Annotated in this window: 15 protein-coding genes; 5 read left to right on the top strand and 10 right to left on the bottom strand. The window is 62.1% G+C overall.

The genetic code is table 11. The features are described from left to right. Nucleotides 1-14: 14 nt before the first annotated feature. Nucleotides 15-728: a metal-dependent transcriptional regulator gene (locus tag RCAS_RS00540; protein WP_011997642.1), complete on the top strand. Its 714-nt coding sequence runs from the start codon at nt 15-17 to the stop codon at nt 726-728. On the opposite strand, the gene mutL is transcribed toward RCAS_RS00540, so the two are convergent. Then, nucleotides 721-2,538, bottom strand: a complete 1,818-nt coding sequence (gene mutL / locus RCAS_RS00535) for a DNA mismatch repair endonuclease MutL (protein ID WP_011997641.1) — start codon at nt 2,536-2,538, stop codon at nt 721-723. The two genes, RCAS_RS00540 and mutL, sit on opposite strands and share 8 nt — an antisense overlap. Before the next feature lie 70 nt (nt 2,539-2,608). Beyond that, a complete protein-coding gene (locus RCAS_RS26130; RefSeq protein WP_011997640.1) occupies nt 2,609-3,958 on the bottom strand; it encodes a Stp1/IreP family PP2C-type Ser/Thr phosphatase in 1,350 nt (449 codons plus the stop codon). A gap of 168 nt (nt 3,959-4,126) precedes the next feature. Here RCAS_RS26130 and RCAS_RS00525 point away from each other — a divergent pair, with 168 nt between their 5' ends. The 3 genes from RCAS_RS00525 to RCAS_RS00515 are packed head-to-tail and all read left to right on the top strand — an operon-like array spanning nt 4,127 to nt 5,348. Next, nucleotides 4,127-4,543 (top strand): ELWxxDGT repeat protein, encoded by a 417-nt coding sequence (locus tag RCAS_RS00525; RefSeq protein WP_011997639.1) that lies wholly within the window; start codon nt 4,127-4,129, stop codon nt 4,541-4,543. Between the two features lie 9 nt (nt 4,544-4,552). Next, a complete protein-coding gene (locus RCAS_RS00520) occupies nt 4,553-5,170 on the top strand; it encodes a carboxypeptidase-like regulatory domain-containing protein (protein ID WP_083760253.1) in 618 nt (205 codons plus the stop codon). After that, on the top strand, nt 5,094-5,348 hold the full coding sequence (locus RCAS_RS00515) for a carboxypeptidase-like regulatory domain-containing protein (RefSeq protein WP_332249618.1): 255 nt from the start codon (nt 5,094-5,096) through the stop codon (nt 5,346-5,348). The genes RCAS_RS00520 and RCAS_RS00515 overlap by 77 nt, the downstream gene beginning before the upstream one ends. A gap of 204 nt (nt 5,349-5,552) precedes the next feature. Here RCAS_RS00515 and RCAS_RS00510 read toward each other — a convergent pair whose 3' ends face one another. The 8 genes from RCAS_RS00510 to RCAS_RS00475 all read right to left on the bottom strand — a co-directional run bounded on the left by RCAS_RS00510 (nt 5,553) and on the right by RCAS_RS00475 (nt 12,179). Beyond that, nucleotides 5,553-5,891 carry a nucleotidyltransferase domain-containing protein gene (locus RCAS_RS00510; RefSeq protein WP_011997637.1) on the bottom strand — a complete coding sequence of 113 codons (339 nt, stop codon included), beginning with the start codon at nt 5,889-5,891 and terminating at the stop codon, nt 5,553-5,555. Then, on the bottom strand, nt 5,888-6,301 hold the full coding sequence (locus tag RCAS_RS00505; protein ID WP_011997636.1) for a nucleotidyltransferase substrate binding protein: 414 nt from the start codon (nt 6,299-6,301) through the stop codon (nt 5,888-5,890). The genes RCAS_RS00510 and RCAS_RS00505 overlap by 4 nt, the downstream gene beginning before the upstream one ends. After that, nucleotides 6,298-7,413 (bottom strand): 3-dehydroquinate synthase, encoded by a 1,116-nt coding sequence (gene aroB, locus RCAS_RS00500; protein WP_011997635.1) that lies wholly within the window; start codon nt 7,411-7,413, stop codon nt 6,298-6,300. Before aroB ends, RCAS_RS00505 begins: the two co-directional genes overlap by 4 nt. Before the next feature lie 308 nt (nt 7,414-7,721). Next, nucleotides 7,722-8,681: a hypothetical protein gene (locus RCAS_RS00495; protein WP_011997634.1), complete on the bottom strand. Its 960-nt coding sequence runs from the start codon at nt 8,679-8,681 to the stop codon at nt 7,722-7,724. Nucleotides 8,682-8,931: 250 nt separating this feature from the next. Further along, nucleotides 8,932-9,447, bottom strand: a complete 516-nt coding sequence (locus tag RCAS_RS00490; protein WP_232280111.1) for a shikimate kinase — start codon at nt 9,445-9,447, stop codon at nt 8,932-8,934. Nucleotides 9,448-9,449: 2 nt separating this feature from the next. Then, on the bottom strand, nt 9,450-11,543 hold the full coding sequence (locus tag RCAS_RS00485; protein WP_011997632.1) for a molybdopterin-containing oxidoreductase family protein: 2,094 nt from the start codon (nt 11,541-11,543) through the stop codon (nt 9,450-9,452). Beyond that, a complete protein-coding gene (locus tag RCAS_RS00480; RefSeq protein WP_011997631.1) occupies nt 11,540-11,887 on the bottom strand; it encodes a HepT-like ribonuclease domain-containing protein in 348 nt (115 codons plus the stop codon). The genes RCAS_RS00485 and RCAS_RS00480 overlap by 4 nt, the downstream gene beginning before the upstream one ends. Beyond that, nucleotides 11,868-12,179 carry a nucleotidyltransferase family protein gene (locus RCAS_RS00475; protein ID WP_011997630.1) on the bottom strand — a complete coding sequence of 104 codons (312 nt, stop codon included), beginning with the start codon at nt 12,177-12,179 and terminating at the stop codon, nt 11,868-11,870. The genes RCAS_RS00480 and RCAS_RS00475 overlap by 20 nt, the downstream gene beginning before the upstream one ends. Before the next feature lie 120 nt (nt 12,180-12,299). Here RCAS_RS00475 and RCAS_RS00470 point away from each other — a divergent pair, with 120 nt between their 5' ends. Further along, nucleotides 12,300-13,664: a bifunctional folylpolyglutamate synthase/dihydrofolate synthase gene (locus tag RCAS_RS00470; RefSeq protein ID WP_011997629.1), complete on the top strand. Its 1,365-nt coding sequence runs from the start codon at nt 12,300-12,302 to the stop codon at nt 13,662-13,664. The last annotated feature ends 306 nt before the right edge of the window (nt 13,665-13,970 follow it).

Genomic DNA, 13,970 nt, shown 5'->3' with positions numbered 1-13,970 from the left:
CAGGCAAGGAAACAATGATGGCTGACACAACTCGACACGCCAGAGCACGACGCAAACCGGGCGACGCCGGACCAACCGAAAAGATGCGCGAGTATCTGGAGGTTATCTATTACCTGGCGGCGCGTGGCGAACCGGTTATCAGCGCGCGGTTGGCGGAATGGATGCATGTGACCCCCCCAACTGTCGCCGATATGGTGAGCCGTATGGAGGATCGCGGCTATATCGTGCGCGATGGGCGCGGTGAGATTTTGCTGACCGACGAAGGGTTTCGTCTGGCGGAAGCCATGGTACGGCGACACCGCATTCTGGAGCGTTTCCTCGTCGATGTGATGGGCATGCAGTGGCACGAAATTCACGAGGAAGCGGTGCGCCTCGAACACGCGCTCTCGCCGCGTCTGGAAGAACGGATCGAGGAACTGGTCGGCGAGGCGACCACGTGCCCGCACGGCAATCCCATTCCTGGACGTTGCGACGTCTATGCCGGCACGGTGCGCCTCGATCAGGCGACTCCTGGCGGCGTCTTTACCCTGCGGCGCATCGCGGAAGAGGCAGAAGAAGATACGGTGCTGATTCGGTACTTACAGAACAGCCATCTGGTGCCGGGTGAGCAGTTTGCTGTGATTGATGTCTCTCCGGTGTACGGCGTCACGCTTCAACGCGATGACCGGCAGATTACCCTTTCGCCGCAGATCGCCGCCTACCTCTGGGGCGACGTGACGCCTACTTAATCCTGCCGAACTGGCGCTCGATCTGGGTCGTCGTCAGCAGAATCATCGTCGGACGACCGTGGGGACAGGTGCGTGGCGATGAGCAGCGCTCCAGTTGCAGCACCAATCCGCGCATTTCGTCGAACGAGAGGGTTTGCCCGCTGCGCACCGAGGTATGGCACGAGAGGGTGATCAGCAGCGCCTCACGCCAGTCGTGTGGCGTTGTTCCGCCACGACCGCTCAGGTGATCGGCGATTTCGAGCAGTGCTGTCGCCAGATCGCCGGGATAGAGCACTGCCGGAATAGCGCGAATGCGCAGGCTGCGCCCGAATGGTTCGACAGCAAACCCCCACTCCGCCAACCGGTCGGCGGCATCCAGCAGCACGTCCTGCGCCGTCGGCGGCAGATCGATCACCTGCGGGATCAGCAGTTCCTGGCGTTCAATCGCGCCGGCGCCCCGTTGCGCCATCAACCGCTCGTAGGTGATGCGTTCGTGCGCAGCGTGCTGATCGATGAGATACATCCCATCCGGCGACTCGGCGACAATGTAGGATTGGGCGATCTGTCCGACGATCCGCAACGGCGGCAATTTCGAGGCGTGCGTGATGAGTTGTGCGTCGGGTGGCGCCGGCTCACGCTCCCACGCGCTGCTCTGCCCAACAGCGCGCCGGTCGTCCATCGCCGGTATTTCCCCGTGCTTATCGCCCGCCGTCATCCAGGATGGCGCATCCCAGGCGCTTTCGGGGGATGTTCCCAGGCGCCGCAGTTCAAAGCGGCGCTGCGCCGTGTCGAGCGATGCAGGGACGCCTGGTTCTTCCCAGGGACGCACGCCGCTTTCCAGGAGCGCGGTGCGCACCGCTCGCCCCAGTACGCTCATCACCTGCGTCGTATTGCGGAATTTGACCTCGCTCTTGGTTGGATGGACATTGACATCGACCGCTGCGGGATGCACCGTGATGTTCAAAATCGCCATAGGATGGCGACCTTTCATCAGCAGCGTGTGATATGCCTCTTCGAGCACAATTGCAATCTGCCCGCGCGGTTGAATAGCGCGACGATTGATGAACAGGTGGATAGCCGCGCGTGAACTGCGGGTCAGCCCCGGCGGCGACACCAACCCACGCACCTGGACCAGATCGACACCCTCGCCGACGGCAGCATCGATTGCCAGCAACTGGCGCGCAACATCAAGCCCGTAAATCTCGATTGTGGCGGCGCGCAGATCGCCGTTGCCGCTGGTCTGAAGCGTGGCACGCCCGTCGATGACGAGGCTGAAGCGCACTTCGGGGTAGGCAAGCGCATACTGCGTGACGACGGACGTAATCGCGGCGGACTCGGCGGCGTCGGAACGGAGGAAATCGCGCCGCACCGGCGTATTGTAGAACAGGTTGCGTACACTGATTGTCGTGCCTGGCGAGCATCCGCGTGGCATAATCGCCTGCACCTCGCCGCCGGCAATCCGCAGTTCGACGCCCACGTCGGCGCCGGCAGCGCGAGTAACGCAGATTACCTGCGCCACTGCCGCGATTGACGGGAGCGCTTCACCGCGAAAGCCAAGCGTTGCAATCGACCAGAGATCATCGGCTGTGGATAGTTTCGAGGTTGCGTGGCGCGCAAACGCCAGTTCGACTTCATCGGCAGGAATGCCGCACCCGTCGTCCTGCACCCGGATCTCGCGCAACCCGCCGCCGCGCGCTTCCACGACAATGCGGCGCGCCCCGGCATCGAGCGCATTTTCGACCAGTTCGCGCACGACTGACGCCGGACGTTCGATTACTTCGCCAGCGGCGATCTGCGCAGCAACGGTTGCATCGAGCACCCGTATCGGCATACTGTTTCCACTCCAATACGAACACGTATGCGATGATTGTACCATGCCTTGCCGGGATATGGCGCGGTCGTTACGGCGTGCGCGTCGGCAACGTCAGCGGAATGGGCGTGCGGGTCGCCGTTGCGATCGGCGTGGATGGCGACGCACCCGGCGTGGCGGTGATGGCCGGCGCAACCGTGGGCGTTGGCGTACCGGTAGCGACCGGAGAAGGCGTTGTCGTCGGCGCTGGCGATGCAGTCGGCACGGGGGTTTCGGTTGCAACCGGAAGAATGGCGGGGGCTTCGGTTGGCGGTTGGGTCGGAGGGGGCAGGGTAGCGGTTGGCGGCGCCTGGGTTGGCGCGGCAGTAGGCGACGTTTCAGGCAAAGCGGGGCTTTCCTGCCCCGGCGCCAGCACGGATGGATAGGCAACGAACAGAGTCACAAACACCAGCCCGGTAAACAGAACGGTAGCAAGTGTTGCGCCGATCCAGTGCATTCGCCGTGGCGCGGGCGTATCGCGCGGATCAGGCGCCGCAACCGGCGGAGGGGCGGGGGGAGGCGCAACGGGCAGCGGCGCCGTGCGAATCGTCGCAGGCTCAGCAACTGCCGGCGTCAGGCTGGCAGTTGCCGGAAATTCAATGGTCGCCGCCGTCGTTGGCGCCGGAAATTCAACCGTTGTGCGGGCGGCATCCGATAGGTCAGCGAAGGTTGCCGCATTATCGAGTTCATCGACGTGCGCAATGATCGTCGTGATATTGTCCGTGCCGCCGCGCTCGTTTGCCAGGTCGATCAAGCGATCAACCGCGTCGGCAAGGGGCATCGAGCGGGCAATTGCACCGATCTCCTCATCGCTGACCAGCCCGTGCAACCCGTCGGAGCAGAGCACAATCGTATCACCGACCTGCAACGGCAGGTGGAACAGATCGACTTGCACCTCCGGTTGATACCCCAGCGCGCGAGTAATGACATTGCGGTAGTAACTGGATTTTGCCTGGTCGGCAGTGATGACGCCAGCCGCCACCTGCTCGCCGACGAGCGAGTGGTCGCGTGAAATCTGGCAGATGTCGTCGTTGCGGATCAGGTATGCGCGGCTATCGCCGACGTTGGCGACGTGCAGCATGCCTTTGTAGAACAGCGCCGCGACGCCGGTAGTGCCCATCGCGCCGCGCCCTTCAGCATGGATGCGCTCATTGGCGCGCTCGAACGCCCGACGCAGCACATCGACCCGATCCGGGGAATTGTCGCTATAGTAGGCGCTGAGGATGGTTTCGACGCCGAGGCGGCTGGCAACCTCGCCGGCAGCGTGTCCCCCCATTCCGTCGCAGACGACCAGCAACTCGCCGTGCTGAGCGACTCCTGCGCCTTCGCCGACGCCAAAATCATCTTCGTTGTGATCCCGCGTTCTGCCGACATCGGTGCGAGCGCTGTGGCGCAGTTTCATAGGCTCCTCCCTTGGGAGGCATCCGTCGATGACGCGAAAGTATACCATGCCCACAGATCAGGTGCAACCTCTGCCGCATTGTTGCGTTACATGAGATGACATTCCAAAAGCGAAGCGCGATCTTCCGCCAACTCTGCTGTACAACCAATCGATCAGGAGGATTTGTCCATGCATCGCAGCCATCATCGCACTTGCCCGCTTCTTTCGCTCGCACTCATCGCCATCGTCGCTCTTCTTCCCCTGCTTGTGCCGGCGTCCGTCGCTTCTGCAAGTGAACCTGTTCTGGTGAAGTCGTTCCAGAAAGCGTATGATGTCAATTGGCACGACTCTGTAGTAATCAACGGTGTGTTTTTCTTCATCGCCAATGATGGAATCCATGGTCCTGAGTTGTGGCGCAGCGACGGCACAACCGACGGCACGCGCCTGGTGAAGGACATCCGCCCCGGCGTTGATGGCGCCGATCTCTCGCGGTTCCACGTCGTCGGCGATGTTCTCTTCTTTGTCGCCAATGATGGGGTTCACGGACACGAATTATGGCGCAGCGACGGCACAACCGACGGCACGTTCATGGTCGAATGCCAATGACGACTGAAGATGCCGCATGCTGGTCATTCCGAGCCCTTCGCTTCGCTCAGGGTAAACTCAGCGAGGAATCTGAGCGGGTCGCGCACGACCCCTCGCTTTGCTCGGGGTGACCATGCCGGGTGGTCACAGGTCATTGGTATAACAGGCGAATTCTGGCTCTCAGACGGGACTACCGAGGGAACTGTCCAGGTTCTGCCGGAACCGGCATTCGCCCGCGCGATGATCTGCGGTCAGGCATTTATAACGTCGCAGACCGACCTGTACGTCCTTCTCCTGAATCCCGATCGCTGCACGATCAGCGGGTGCGTGACCGACAACGCCGGGCGCGGCGTGGTGGGTGCGACGGTGCGGGCAGGCGCGCAGAGCGCCACCACCGATGCCGACGGGTTCTACACGCTGAGCGGGCTGCCGATGGGAACCTACACCCTCACTGCGGCGCTGAGCATCTATCAGATCACGTCGGTCAGTCGCACCGTGACGGTCAGCAGCGACGTGAGCGGGCAGGATTTCAGCGCTGTGCCGCTCGCTCACCTATCGCATCAGCGGGCGCGTGACCGACGGGGCGGGGCGCGGCGTGGCGGGCGCGACGGTGCAGGCAGGTGCGCAGAGCGCCGCGACGGATGCTGAGGGGTTCTATACGATGACCGATCTCCCGGCTGGCGTCTACACACTTACCGTCAGTGCGCCAGGCTGCACGATTGCGCCTGTTCAGCGCACAGTGACCGTGCCGCCCGATGGGATCAACCACGATTTCAACGCCATCTGCCTGACTGAGCGCGTGGTTCTGCCATTGATAGTACGGTGAGAGGCGACAGGTTCAGGCGAAAGGAAATCGTCGTCTGTCTCGAAAAGGTTGACGCCAAGGCGCAGCGCGCTGCAATCAGTGCGATAGCCTGTGTCCATCTTTAGCGTCTGTTTGTTCGTCTGGCCAGGCCCCGCTAAGAGCCTGTTCGAGAAGAGTGCGGTTGGGTGGGTGAAGGCACGGTCTTCACCCACTCACTGACACGCTCTAACCCATCCCGTCGCATTCAGACTTCTTCCGTTCGTAGAAGACGGTCCCAACACGCTGAATGTGGTCGATAACATCAGGATCGCCAATGTGGCTCAGCACGGAAAGGTCGATCATGTAAGGGAGCAAAAGGTCGTCGAGTTCGTCCATTATGTTTGTGAGCGCCAGAAAGGTCAGGCAGTCATCGCCGATGAGTGTCAGATCGATATCCGAGTTGTACTTGTACGTCCCTTTGGCGCGTGAACCGTAAATGATCGCCTTCTCGACCTCAGGATGACGGGCGAGGACATCGCAGATGCTTTCAATGACCGACTCTTTCAAGCCAAATCGCAGCGTCATGCCCCATTGCCTTTCAGTTTTGTCAACGTTTCGTGCAGTCTGACAAACTCAGGGTAGTATTGATTCACAATCGCCGAAGCAACCTGCTGTGCTATCTCCTCATTATATGTATGGCTGGTCAATGCGCGACTTTTGATCATACTCATCCAAACATCGCCGTGTTCGATCAATCCGCGCCGAAATGCCAGACGAAAGGCGTCGCGGCTGCCGAGAATGCCGGTATCGCCCTGCAACTCGAAGTAGTCCTTGATGACATTCCAGGATAGCTCGAAGGTATACTCGAATGCCTGGATTAAACCCCGTTCTTCAAGTTCGTTCAACTCCCCTTTGGCGATGAATTTTTCAAGTTGACGCAATGCTCTGGTGAAATGGTTGAACCGTTGAATCCAGCGCACGTCCGGTTCAGTCATACAGGTCCCTCATTTCTGTCGGTCGCCTTCTCGAGAATGGCGCGCACCACTGTTTCGGGCACATCGTCGCGCACGGTCGCCGCACCAATTCCCAGCGGCAATGCCCAGCGCGCCCGCCCTGCCCGCACCTTCTTGTCGCGCAGCGTGCGTTCGATCAGGTCGTCAATAGTCACACCGGGCGGCAGATTTGTTGGCAGCCCATATGCGCGCAGCAGACGCTGCTGACGCTCAACGAACCGAGAGTCAACCATCCCCATGCGATGGGCGATCTGCGCCTCCAGGTGCATGCCGATGGCGACTGCCTCGCCGTGCAGCAGGTCGCCATAGCCGCGTGCGGCTTCGATGGCATGCCCCAGGGTGTGCCCATAGTTCAGAAGCATGCGTTCGCCGGTTTCGCGCTCATCGATGTTGACAATATCGATCTTGACCCTGGCGGCGCGCCGGATGATCGTTGCCAGCGCATCACCCTGGAGAGACGCAGGATCGGTGATCGCTTCGAGGTGCGCGAACAGATCGGCGTCGCGAATGACGGCGTGTTTGATCACTTCCGCCCAGCCAGCGCGTAGTTCACGCGGCGGCAGAGTCGCCAGCGTGGTCGTGTCGGCAAGCGTCAAGCGCGGTTGGTGGAACGCGCCAATCAGGTTCTTGCCGAGCGAATGGTTCACGCCGGTTTTGCCGCCGATTGCCGAGTCGACCATTGCCAGCAGTGTGGTCGGCAGGTGAACGAGAGCGATGCCGCGCAATACGGTTGCAGCCACGAACCCTGCCAGGTCGCCGATGACGCCGCCACCCAGCGCCAGCACAGTGTCGCGCCGCTCGACGCCGTTGCCGATCAGCCAGTCGTAGAGTCGCGCAGCCATTGCCAGGTCTTTGCTCGGTTCGCCAGGCGGCACGGCATACCCGTGCGCATTGTACCCGGCGGCGCGCAGACGCGCGATCAGCGCCGGGGCGTAACGCGGGAACACCTGGTCGTCGCTGATGACCCACGCGGCGCCGCGCAAACCGATGCGCTGAAGATGGTGCGGAAGGTGATCGAAGGCGCCGTGGGCGACGATGACTTCGTACCTGCCGCCTGTCGTTGTGACGTACAAATACTCGGCGGGTTGCGTCATAGTTCGTTCTCCGTTCTTGGTTCTCGGTTCTGCGCACGGGTATGGTGCGCGAGCGCACACGGATCGGCACGGGTCGTGACGGATGGGCGCGGGTGGGATGGTCCATGGTTCTCGGCTCTCCGTTCCTGGTTCTCGGTTCCGCGCGCGAGAATGGTGCGCGGGCGCACACGGATCGGCACGGGTCGTGACGGATGGGCGCGGGTGGGATGGTCCATGGTTCCCGGCTCTCCGTTTCTGGTTCTCGGTTCCTGGTTCCCGGTTCTCGGTTCTCGGTTCTCGGTTCTCCGTTCCCCGTTCCCGGCTTCCGATCAGGGCGTCGGCGTCGGCAGACCGAACGACGGCGGCGCCAGTGGTCGCGCGTTTGCGGGCGCGATGATTCGGATGGTACTGTTGAAATCGTACAGGCGGATCAGCATGCTGAACGAGGTCGGTTCCGTCTCTCCTGCCGGGGTTCCGCTCACATCGATCGTCATCTTGTGGAGTCGTCCATCTTCGCAAATGAAGAGGCGCGTTTCTGCCTGTTCGACATCCTCTGGTCGGAGGGTGAACGGCAGCGTTCCCTGCTGGTTGACGCCGGTCAGGAGCCGGATGGTGGTCTCTTTGTCGCCGATGAAAATCGCGCAGCGTTGAGCATCGAGCGTCTCGAATCCGCCAGAGGTGAAGCTGGCGAGATCGAGATTGCCGCTCTGCTGAAGCGAACCGGTGACCTGATCGGGAGATACGGTCACAGCCGAGGAAGCCTGATCGGCAGGCAGTTCGTACCAGGCATCCTCTGGCGCGCCGAACAGCGGCGCCGGACCACGAATGTACGACTTGCCATCGACGGTCACGAACTCTGTGGATTTCTCCGGGTCGCCGGACAGGATCGCAGCAAAGAATCCGCCGATTTCCACTCGCGAATTTTTGCCGGCGACTTCGCCTTTCATGCGAATGACTTCGACCATGCCATCCGGCGACGCGATCGGCGCCCCTTCCCCTATTGAACCTTTCGTTTTGAATACGAACTCGATGCGGTAGGAGTCGGCCCTGGCGGCGGCGAGCAACCCGCTCTGAATGACATCGGCGGATGCCGATGCTGGGGGTTGCGTCGGCGGAACAGGCGTTGGGGTCGGCAGCGGCGTTGGCGTCGGGCGTGGCGTAGAAGTCGGCAGCGGTGTTGGCGTTGGTGTCGGCGGAAGGGGCGTCGGAGTCGGCGCTGCGCCGATGGTGCCACACCCGGCAAGCGCCAGCATCAGTGTGGCGAGCGCAAGAAGAAGCCTGATACTCATGAAACGTCTCCTTCGGGCGATCTTTGTCATGATTGCTCAGATTGCCGGCATAGAACATTCAACAGGGGTTGAACAATACCCATCTCTGCTCTGAGGATAGATCGCCACGGGATGCAGATTGATACGGATTGGCGATACGCGGACGCTTGCCCTGGCCAGGCACGAATGCTGCGTTCGACGCCGTATTGCTGCGCGATCCGCTTTCCAGGCGCAATCCTGATGTCCCGACTCACGTCTCAGTTCTTGGTTCTCAGTTCCCGAAAAGTGCGCCAACAATCCGTTCCGCCACATCCTCCGGCGCGGCTTCCGATGTGTCAATCGTCACATGCGCCACATCGCGGTAGAGCGCCGCGCGCTGCGCCCGCAACGTTTCCAGCCGCGCCGCCGGATCGTCTCCTGCCAGCAATGGTCGCTCCTCATCGTGGGCGCGCAACCGGGCGATCAACACATCGGTCGGCGCGTCGAGCCACACCACGAACGCCTTCTCCCTCAGTAGCGCGCGGTTGCGGTCGCGCAGCACAATGCCGCCGCCGGTTGCAACGATGGTGTTCGGTTCCGTGAGCGCCGCCATAAGCGCAACAGTTTCCCGCTCACGAAAGGCGCCTTCCCCTTCATCGGCGAAAATGGCGGGAATCGTCCGTCCTGCCATCTGTTCCACCAGCCCGTCGGTGTCACACACCCGCCAGCCGAGGCGCGCTGCCAGATGGCGCGCCACCGTCGATTTGCCGCCGCCGCTGAGTCCAACCAGCGCAATGATCTCTGGCATACTCATTCTGCCCGCCGCACCTGCACCAGATTGCTGTGGAACGTGCTTTGACCGGCAAGGTCCGCCAGCGCGTCGGGCGTCACCCAATTGACGTTACGACCGTCGGGCGACAGGCTCGCCCATGGTCCTTTGGGGGCGATCACGACGCCAGGCGGCGCGTCATCGGTCACCACCGCGAGCAGACGGCACCATCCGCGCGCACTTTCGACGTGGACCTCATCGCCGTGGCGAATACCGCGCGCGACGGCATCCACAGGATTGATCTCGATGAAGGGCGCTCCCTCTTTTGCGCGCAAACTGGGCTGATTGGCGAAACTCGACGAGACGTAGTGGTGCGATGCGCCGGAGATCAGCACCAGCGACGGTGGATGCCCATGTGCTGAATAGTCGCCAACCGCGCGGAACTCCGCAGGCGGTGCGTACTCCGGCAACGGATCGAGACCGTGGACGCGCAGCGAGTCGCAGCGCAACTCCACCTTCCCCGATGGAGTTGGGAAGTATCCATCAGCGAAGGGAACATCGCGCCCTGGTGGAAAGGAGAGCGGAACCGTTCCTTCCGCCTGGAGACGTTCCAGCGTGATCCCTTCGAGCAACGGGTTACGCGCGCGGGTAGCGTCGAGCACGCCGCAGATCGCCTGTTCAGCATCTTCGTGGAGCCAGGGTTCAGTATATCCCATAGCACGCGCCAGCAGGCGCATCACGTCCCAGTTGCTCCTGCACTCGCCAGGGGGCGGAACCGCCGGATGGTTATACTGAAGATAGCGATGCCCATACGCCTTGTGCAGATCGACATGCTCCAGTTGCGTGGTTGCGGGCAGGACAATATCGGCGTAGCGCGCCGTATCGGTCATGAACTGCTCGTGAACGACGGTGAACAGATCGTCGCGTAGCAACCCCTGCACGATCAACCCGGCGTTGGGAGCAGACGTGACCGGATTGGCGCAGAACACGAACAGTGCCATGATCGGCGGATCGCGGACCTCGCCAGTAAGTGCGGCGCCGAGGCGATTCATGTTCACCACTCGCGGCGTTGGCGGGCACTCCGAGGCATGACCGACGGCTTCGGCGTCCCAGCGGACATACCCGCTCGTGCTATACGATAATCCTCCGCCGCGCACGCCATACTGCCCGACGACTGCGGGCAGGCAGCAGAGGGCGCGGAACGTCTGCCCGCCATTGCCGTGACGCTGCACGCCATCAGCAGTCTTGAGCAGCGCCGGTTTCATTGTTGCATAGCGTCGAGCAAGCGCAATGATCGTCGCCTCCGGCACGCCGGTGATGGCTGCCGCCCGATCGGGCGGATACCCGGCAGCGCGGTCGCGCAGGTCGCGCCAGCCGATAGTGTGCTGTTCAAGCCAGGCTTCATCGTGCAACCCTTCGCTGAAAATAACGTGCATCATGCCGAGCGCCAGCGCGGCATCGGTCGCCGGGCGCGGACGGATGTGCTCATCGGCGCTGCGTGCCGTCAGCGTGCGGCGCGGATCGATCACTGCCACATAAGCGCCACGTTTCTGCGCCTGCCGCAGCAACGGCATGAAGTGTGGACCGGTGCTGGCGGGATTGTGCCCCCAGATGAGCACCAGTTTGCTATGGAGCACATCCGCCGGATCGGGCGACCAGCGCGCGCCGAGGGTCGCTTCGACGGCGGCTTCGGCGGCTGCGCCGCAGATGCTGCGTTGCAACCCACTCACGCCCATCCGATTCCACAGGCGCGCATTGCAGATCATGAGTTGCACTAAACCGAGCGTGCCGCTATAGGAATAGGGCAGAATGGCAGCCGCGCCGTAGCGGGCAATAATCTCCTTCCAGCGGGTCGCAATCTCATCGATTGCTGCTTCCCACGTGATGCGTTCCCAGCGGTTGCCGCCTTTCGGACCAACGCGCCGCAGCGGGTAGAGCAGGCGGTCGGGAGCGTACACCCGCTCCAGGTATGGACGCACTTTCGCGCAGAGCCACCCTCTGGTAAACGGATGGTCAGGATCGGCGTAGAACCGTACCGCGCGATCATCCTGCACCTCTGTGATCGTCGCGCAGGTATCGGGGCAATCGTGCGGGCATGCGCCGCGCACCAGGCGGATGCGGTCGGGGGGTATCATTGCAGGACCTCCTGAGCCAGAATCTGCCGTACTGTTTGGTCAAGCGCTGGTATTTTGCTCGTAACCACATCCCACACAATATCGTAATCGACGCCAAAGTAGCCGTGAATCAGGCGATCGCGCATCCCGGCCATTGCACGCCACTCGATTGCCGGATATTGCTGTCGAAGGGCGTCTGGCATCTGCTTGGCGGCTTCGCCAATTACTTCAATGCTGCGGACGAATGCCCGTTTCAGGGTTTCGTTCTGCAAAAATGCCGTTTTATCGAGGTCTCTGGAAGATCGCAAAAGGTATGTCGTCTCTTCAAGAATGTGTTGTAAGTATTCACGTGTCGATGGAGGCATACTCAACCTCCGACAAAATGGCGGGACCGATATAGGGACTGAGTGATTCGGTTGTGACCAATTCAACCCTTCGCCCGAAAAGATCTTCGAGAAAGAACGCGAGGTGCATAAAATTATCGAACGTTTTCTGACCAGGCTGAAACTCGACCAGAATATCGACATCGCTCTCGTCGTGCGGAGTATTTCTTACAAATGAACCAAAAATACCGCAGCGTCTGATCCCCAGACGCCGCAACTCCTCTCGATGTTGGTGCAACAGGTCTAAAATCTGCTCTCTGGTTTGCACTGTCATTAATCTGCTCGTGTTCGCATTCGACTGTGTCGATGTCATTATAGCATGCCCGATTCGACGCTTGACGCTGCCTCTACGCTGCGCTATGCTGTCAGACCGTATCGTTGCAACGGAGAACATATGGACTACCAGCAGGCGCTCGATTATCTGTACTCATTCATTGGCGGGCAGCAGGGAGCGCAACGACCGCCGCCGATGTTTAATCTGGTGCGCACCCGCGCTCTTCTTGCCGCGCTTGGCAATCCGCAGCATGCGATGCCGTCCGTCATCGTCGCCGGCACGAAGGGCAAAGGTTCGACGGCTGCGTTTCTGGAGGCGATAGCGCGCGCCGCCGGTTTGCGCACCGGTCTGTGGACATCGCCGCACCTGCACACCTACCGCGAACGTATTCAGGTGAACCGTCAGCCGATCACCCGCGACGAACTGGTGCAGGCGGTTGAGTCGATCCGGCCGATTGTCGAATCAATGGCGAACGGACCCATCGGCGCGCCGGTAACGTTTGCAATCGGCTTTGGGTTGGCGCTGCGCTACTTTGCCGAACGCAACGTTGATCTGGCGATCCTGGAGGTCGGGGTCGGCGGTCGGTTCGACAGTGCGGCGGTTGTCACACCGATCCTCAGTGTTGTCACGCCGATCAGTTACGACCACATGGACCTGTTGGGCGACACGCTGGCGCAGATTGCCTGGGAGAAGGCAGGCATCATGAAACCAGGGACGCCCGCCATCAGCGCGCCGCAGCATCCAGAGGCGCTGGGAGCGCTGATCCGCTGCGCCGCAGAGATCGGCGCGCCGCTCTATGTGGTGCAGGACGCAGCGCCGGAGTCAGCGGTTGTTTGCGAGCCGTTTCTGCCTGGACCCTGGCGCATTCCCGCCGAGCGCTACCTGGAGGTCGAGCCGCAGCAACGTTTCCAGCGCGACATCATGCCATCACTTCCCGGAATTTTCCAGGTCGTGAATGCGCGCCTGGCGACCGGCGCGGCGTTGCTCCTGCGCGACGCGGGGCTGCCGATCACCGACGCGGCGATTGCCGCCGGGCTGGCAAGCGCGCGTTGGCCCGGTCGGATGGAGATCATCGACGGATCGCCGCCGATCGTGCTCGACGGCGCGCACAATGGCGAGTCGATCCAACAACTGGTCGTGTCGCTCAACCGCATCTTTCCCGGCAGGCGGTGCGTCATCGTGTTTGGCGCCTCGCGCGACAAGGACCTGGCGCGCATGATCCCGGCGCTGGCGCCGGCAATCGATGCGTTGGTGTTAACCGCCTCGCGTCACCCGCGCGCGCTGGTGGCGCTTCACGAATTGCGCCAGCAGTTCGCGCCGCTGGTGCGCAGCGATACGCCGATCGACATTGTGATCGATCCGGCAGAGGCGCTGGCGCGCGCTCAAGACCTTGCCGCGCCCAACGACCTGATCTGCGTCACCGGATCGCTCTTCGTCGTCGCTGCCGCGCGCGAGGCGCTCGGTCTCGCCGGGGAACGCGATTGAAGCGCTACGGGCGCGTCACTGGCGGCAATTCCCTCCGTTCCGCGCGCGCAGGCGTTCCTGGGAGCGCGGGCGGGGGACCCGCTCCGCCCCTGGGAACGCGGGCGCGCCCCGCTCCGCCCGACGATAAACTATCAGGCTGAACGAACCAGGGACGCTGCCGCGCCCTCGCTACGATATGCAGGCATGCCCGCATTCGCGGGGCTTCGTCTCCGTCGCGTGGACGTTGACGCCCGCGCGCGCCGCGCTTGCCGGCCACGCAGTGATGTCCGACAAATCACGACCGCCCCCCCTCTCTCCGCACTGTTG

It is taken from the genome of Roseiflexus castenholzii DSM 13941 (genome assembly GCF_000017805.1).
GTDB classification, from domain to species: domain Bacteria; phylum Chloroflexota; class Chloroflexia; order Chloroflexales; family Roseiflexaceae; genus Roseiflexus; species Roseiflexus castenholzii.
The sequence above is the reverse complement of the archived record's forward strand: the minus strand, read 5'-3'. Positions and strand labels throughout refer to the sequence as shown.

What these genes read in the sequence shown, in the direction of transcription:
- RCAS_RS00540 (WP_011997642.1), top strand. Translation starts at nt 15, where the DNA reads ATGATGGCTGACACAACTCGACACGCCAGAGCACGACGCAAACCGGGC.
- mutL (WP_011997641.1), bottom strand. Translation starts at nt 2,538, where the DNA reads ATGCCGATACGGGTGCTCGATGCAACCGTTGCTGCGCAGATCGCCGCT.
- RCAS_RS26130 (WP_011997640.1), bottom strand. Translation starts at nt 3,958, where the DNA reads ATGAAACTGCGCCACAGCGCTCGCACCGATGTCGGCAGAACGCGGGAT.
- RCAS_RS00525 (WP_011997639.1), top strand. Translation starts at nt 4,127, where the DNA reads ATGCATCGCAGCCATCATCGCACTTGCCCGCTTCTTTCGCTCGCACTC.
- RCAS_RS00520 (WP_083760253.1), top strand. Translation starts at nt 4,553, where the DNA reads ATGCCGCATGCTGGTCATTCCGAGCCCTTCGCTTCGCTCAGGGTAAAC.
- RCAS_RS00510 (WP_011997637.1), bottom strand. Translation starts at nt 5,891, where the DNA reads ATGACGCTGCGATTTGGCTTGAAAGAGTCGGTCATTGAAAGCATCTGC.
- RCAS_RS00505 (WP_011997636.1), bottom strand. Translation starts at nt 6,301, where the DNA reads ATGACTGAACCGGACGTGCGCTGGATTCAACGGTTCAACCATTTCACC.
- aroB (WP_011997635.1), bottom strand. Translation starts at nt 7,413, where the DNA reads ATGACGCAACCCGCCGAGTATTTGTACGTCACAACGACAGGCGGCAGG.
- RCAS_RS00495 (WP_011997634.1), bottom strand. Translation starts at nt 8,681, where the DNA reads ATGAGTATCAGGCTTCTTCTTGCGCTCGCCACACTGATGCTGGCGCTT.
- RCAS_RS00490 (WP_232280111.1), bottom strand. Translation starts at nt 9,447, where the DNA reads ATGCCAGAGATCATTGCGCTGGTTGGACTCAGCGGCGGCGGCAAATCG.
- RCAS_RS00485 (WP_011997632.1), bottom strand. Translation starts at nt 11,543, where the DNA reads ATGATACCCCCCGACCGCATCCGCCTGGTGCGCGGCGCATGCCCGCAC.
- RCAS_RS00480 (WP_011997631.1), bottom strand. Translation starts at nt 11,887, where the DNA reads ATGCCTCCATCGACACGTGAATACTTACAACACATTCTTGAAGAGACG.
- RCAS_RS00475 (WP_011997630.1), bottom strand. Translation starts at nt 12,179, where the DNA reads ATGACAGTGCAAACCAGAGAGCAGATTTTAGACCTGTTGCACCAACAT.
- RCAS_RS00470 (WP_011997629.1), top strand. Translation starts at nt 12,300, where the DNA reads ATGGACTACCAGCAGGCGCTCGATTATCTGTACTCATTCATTGGCGGG.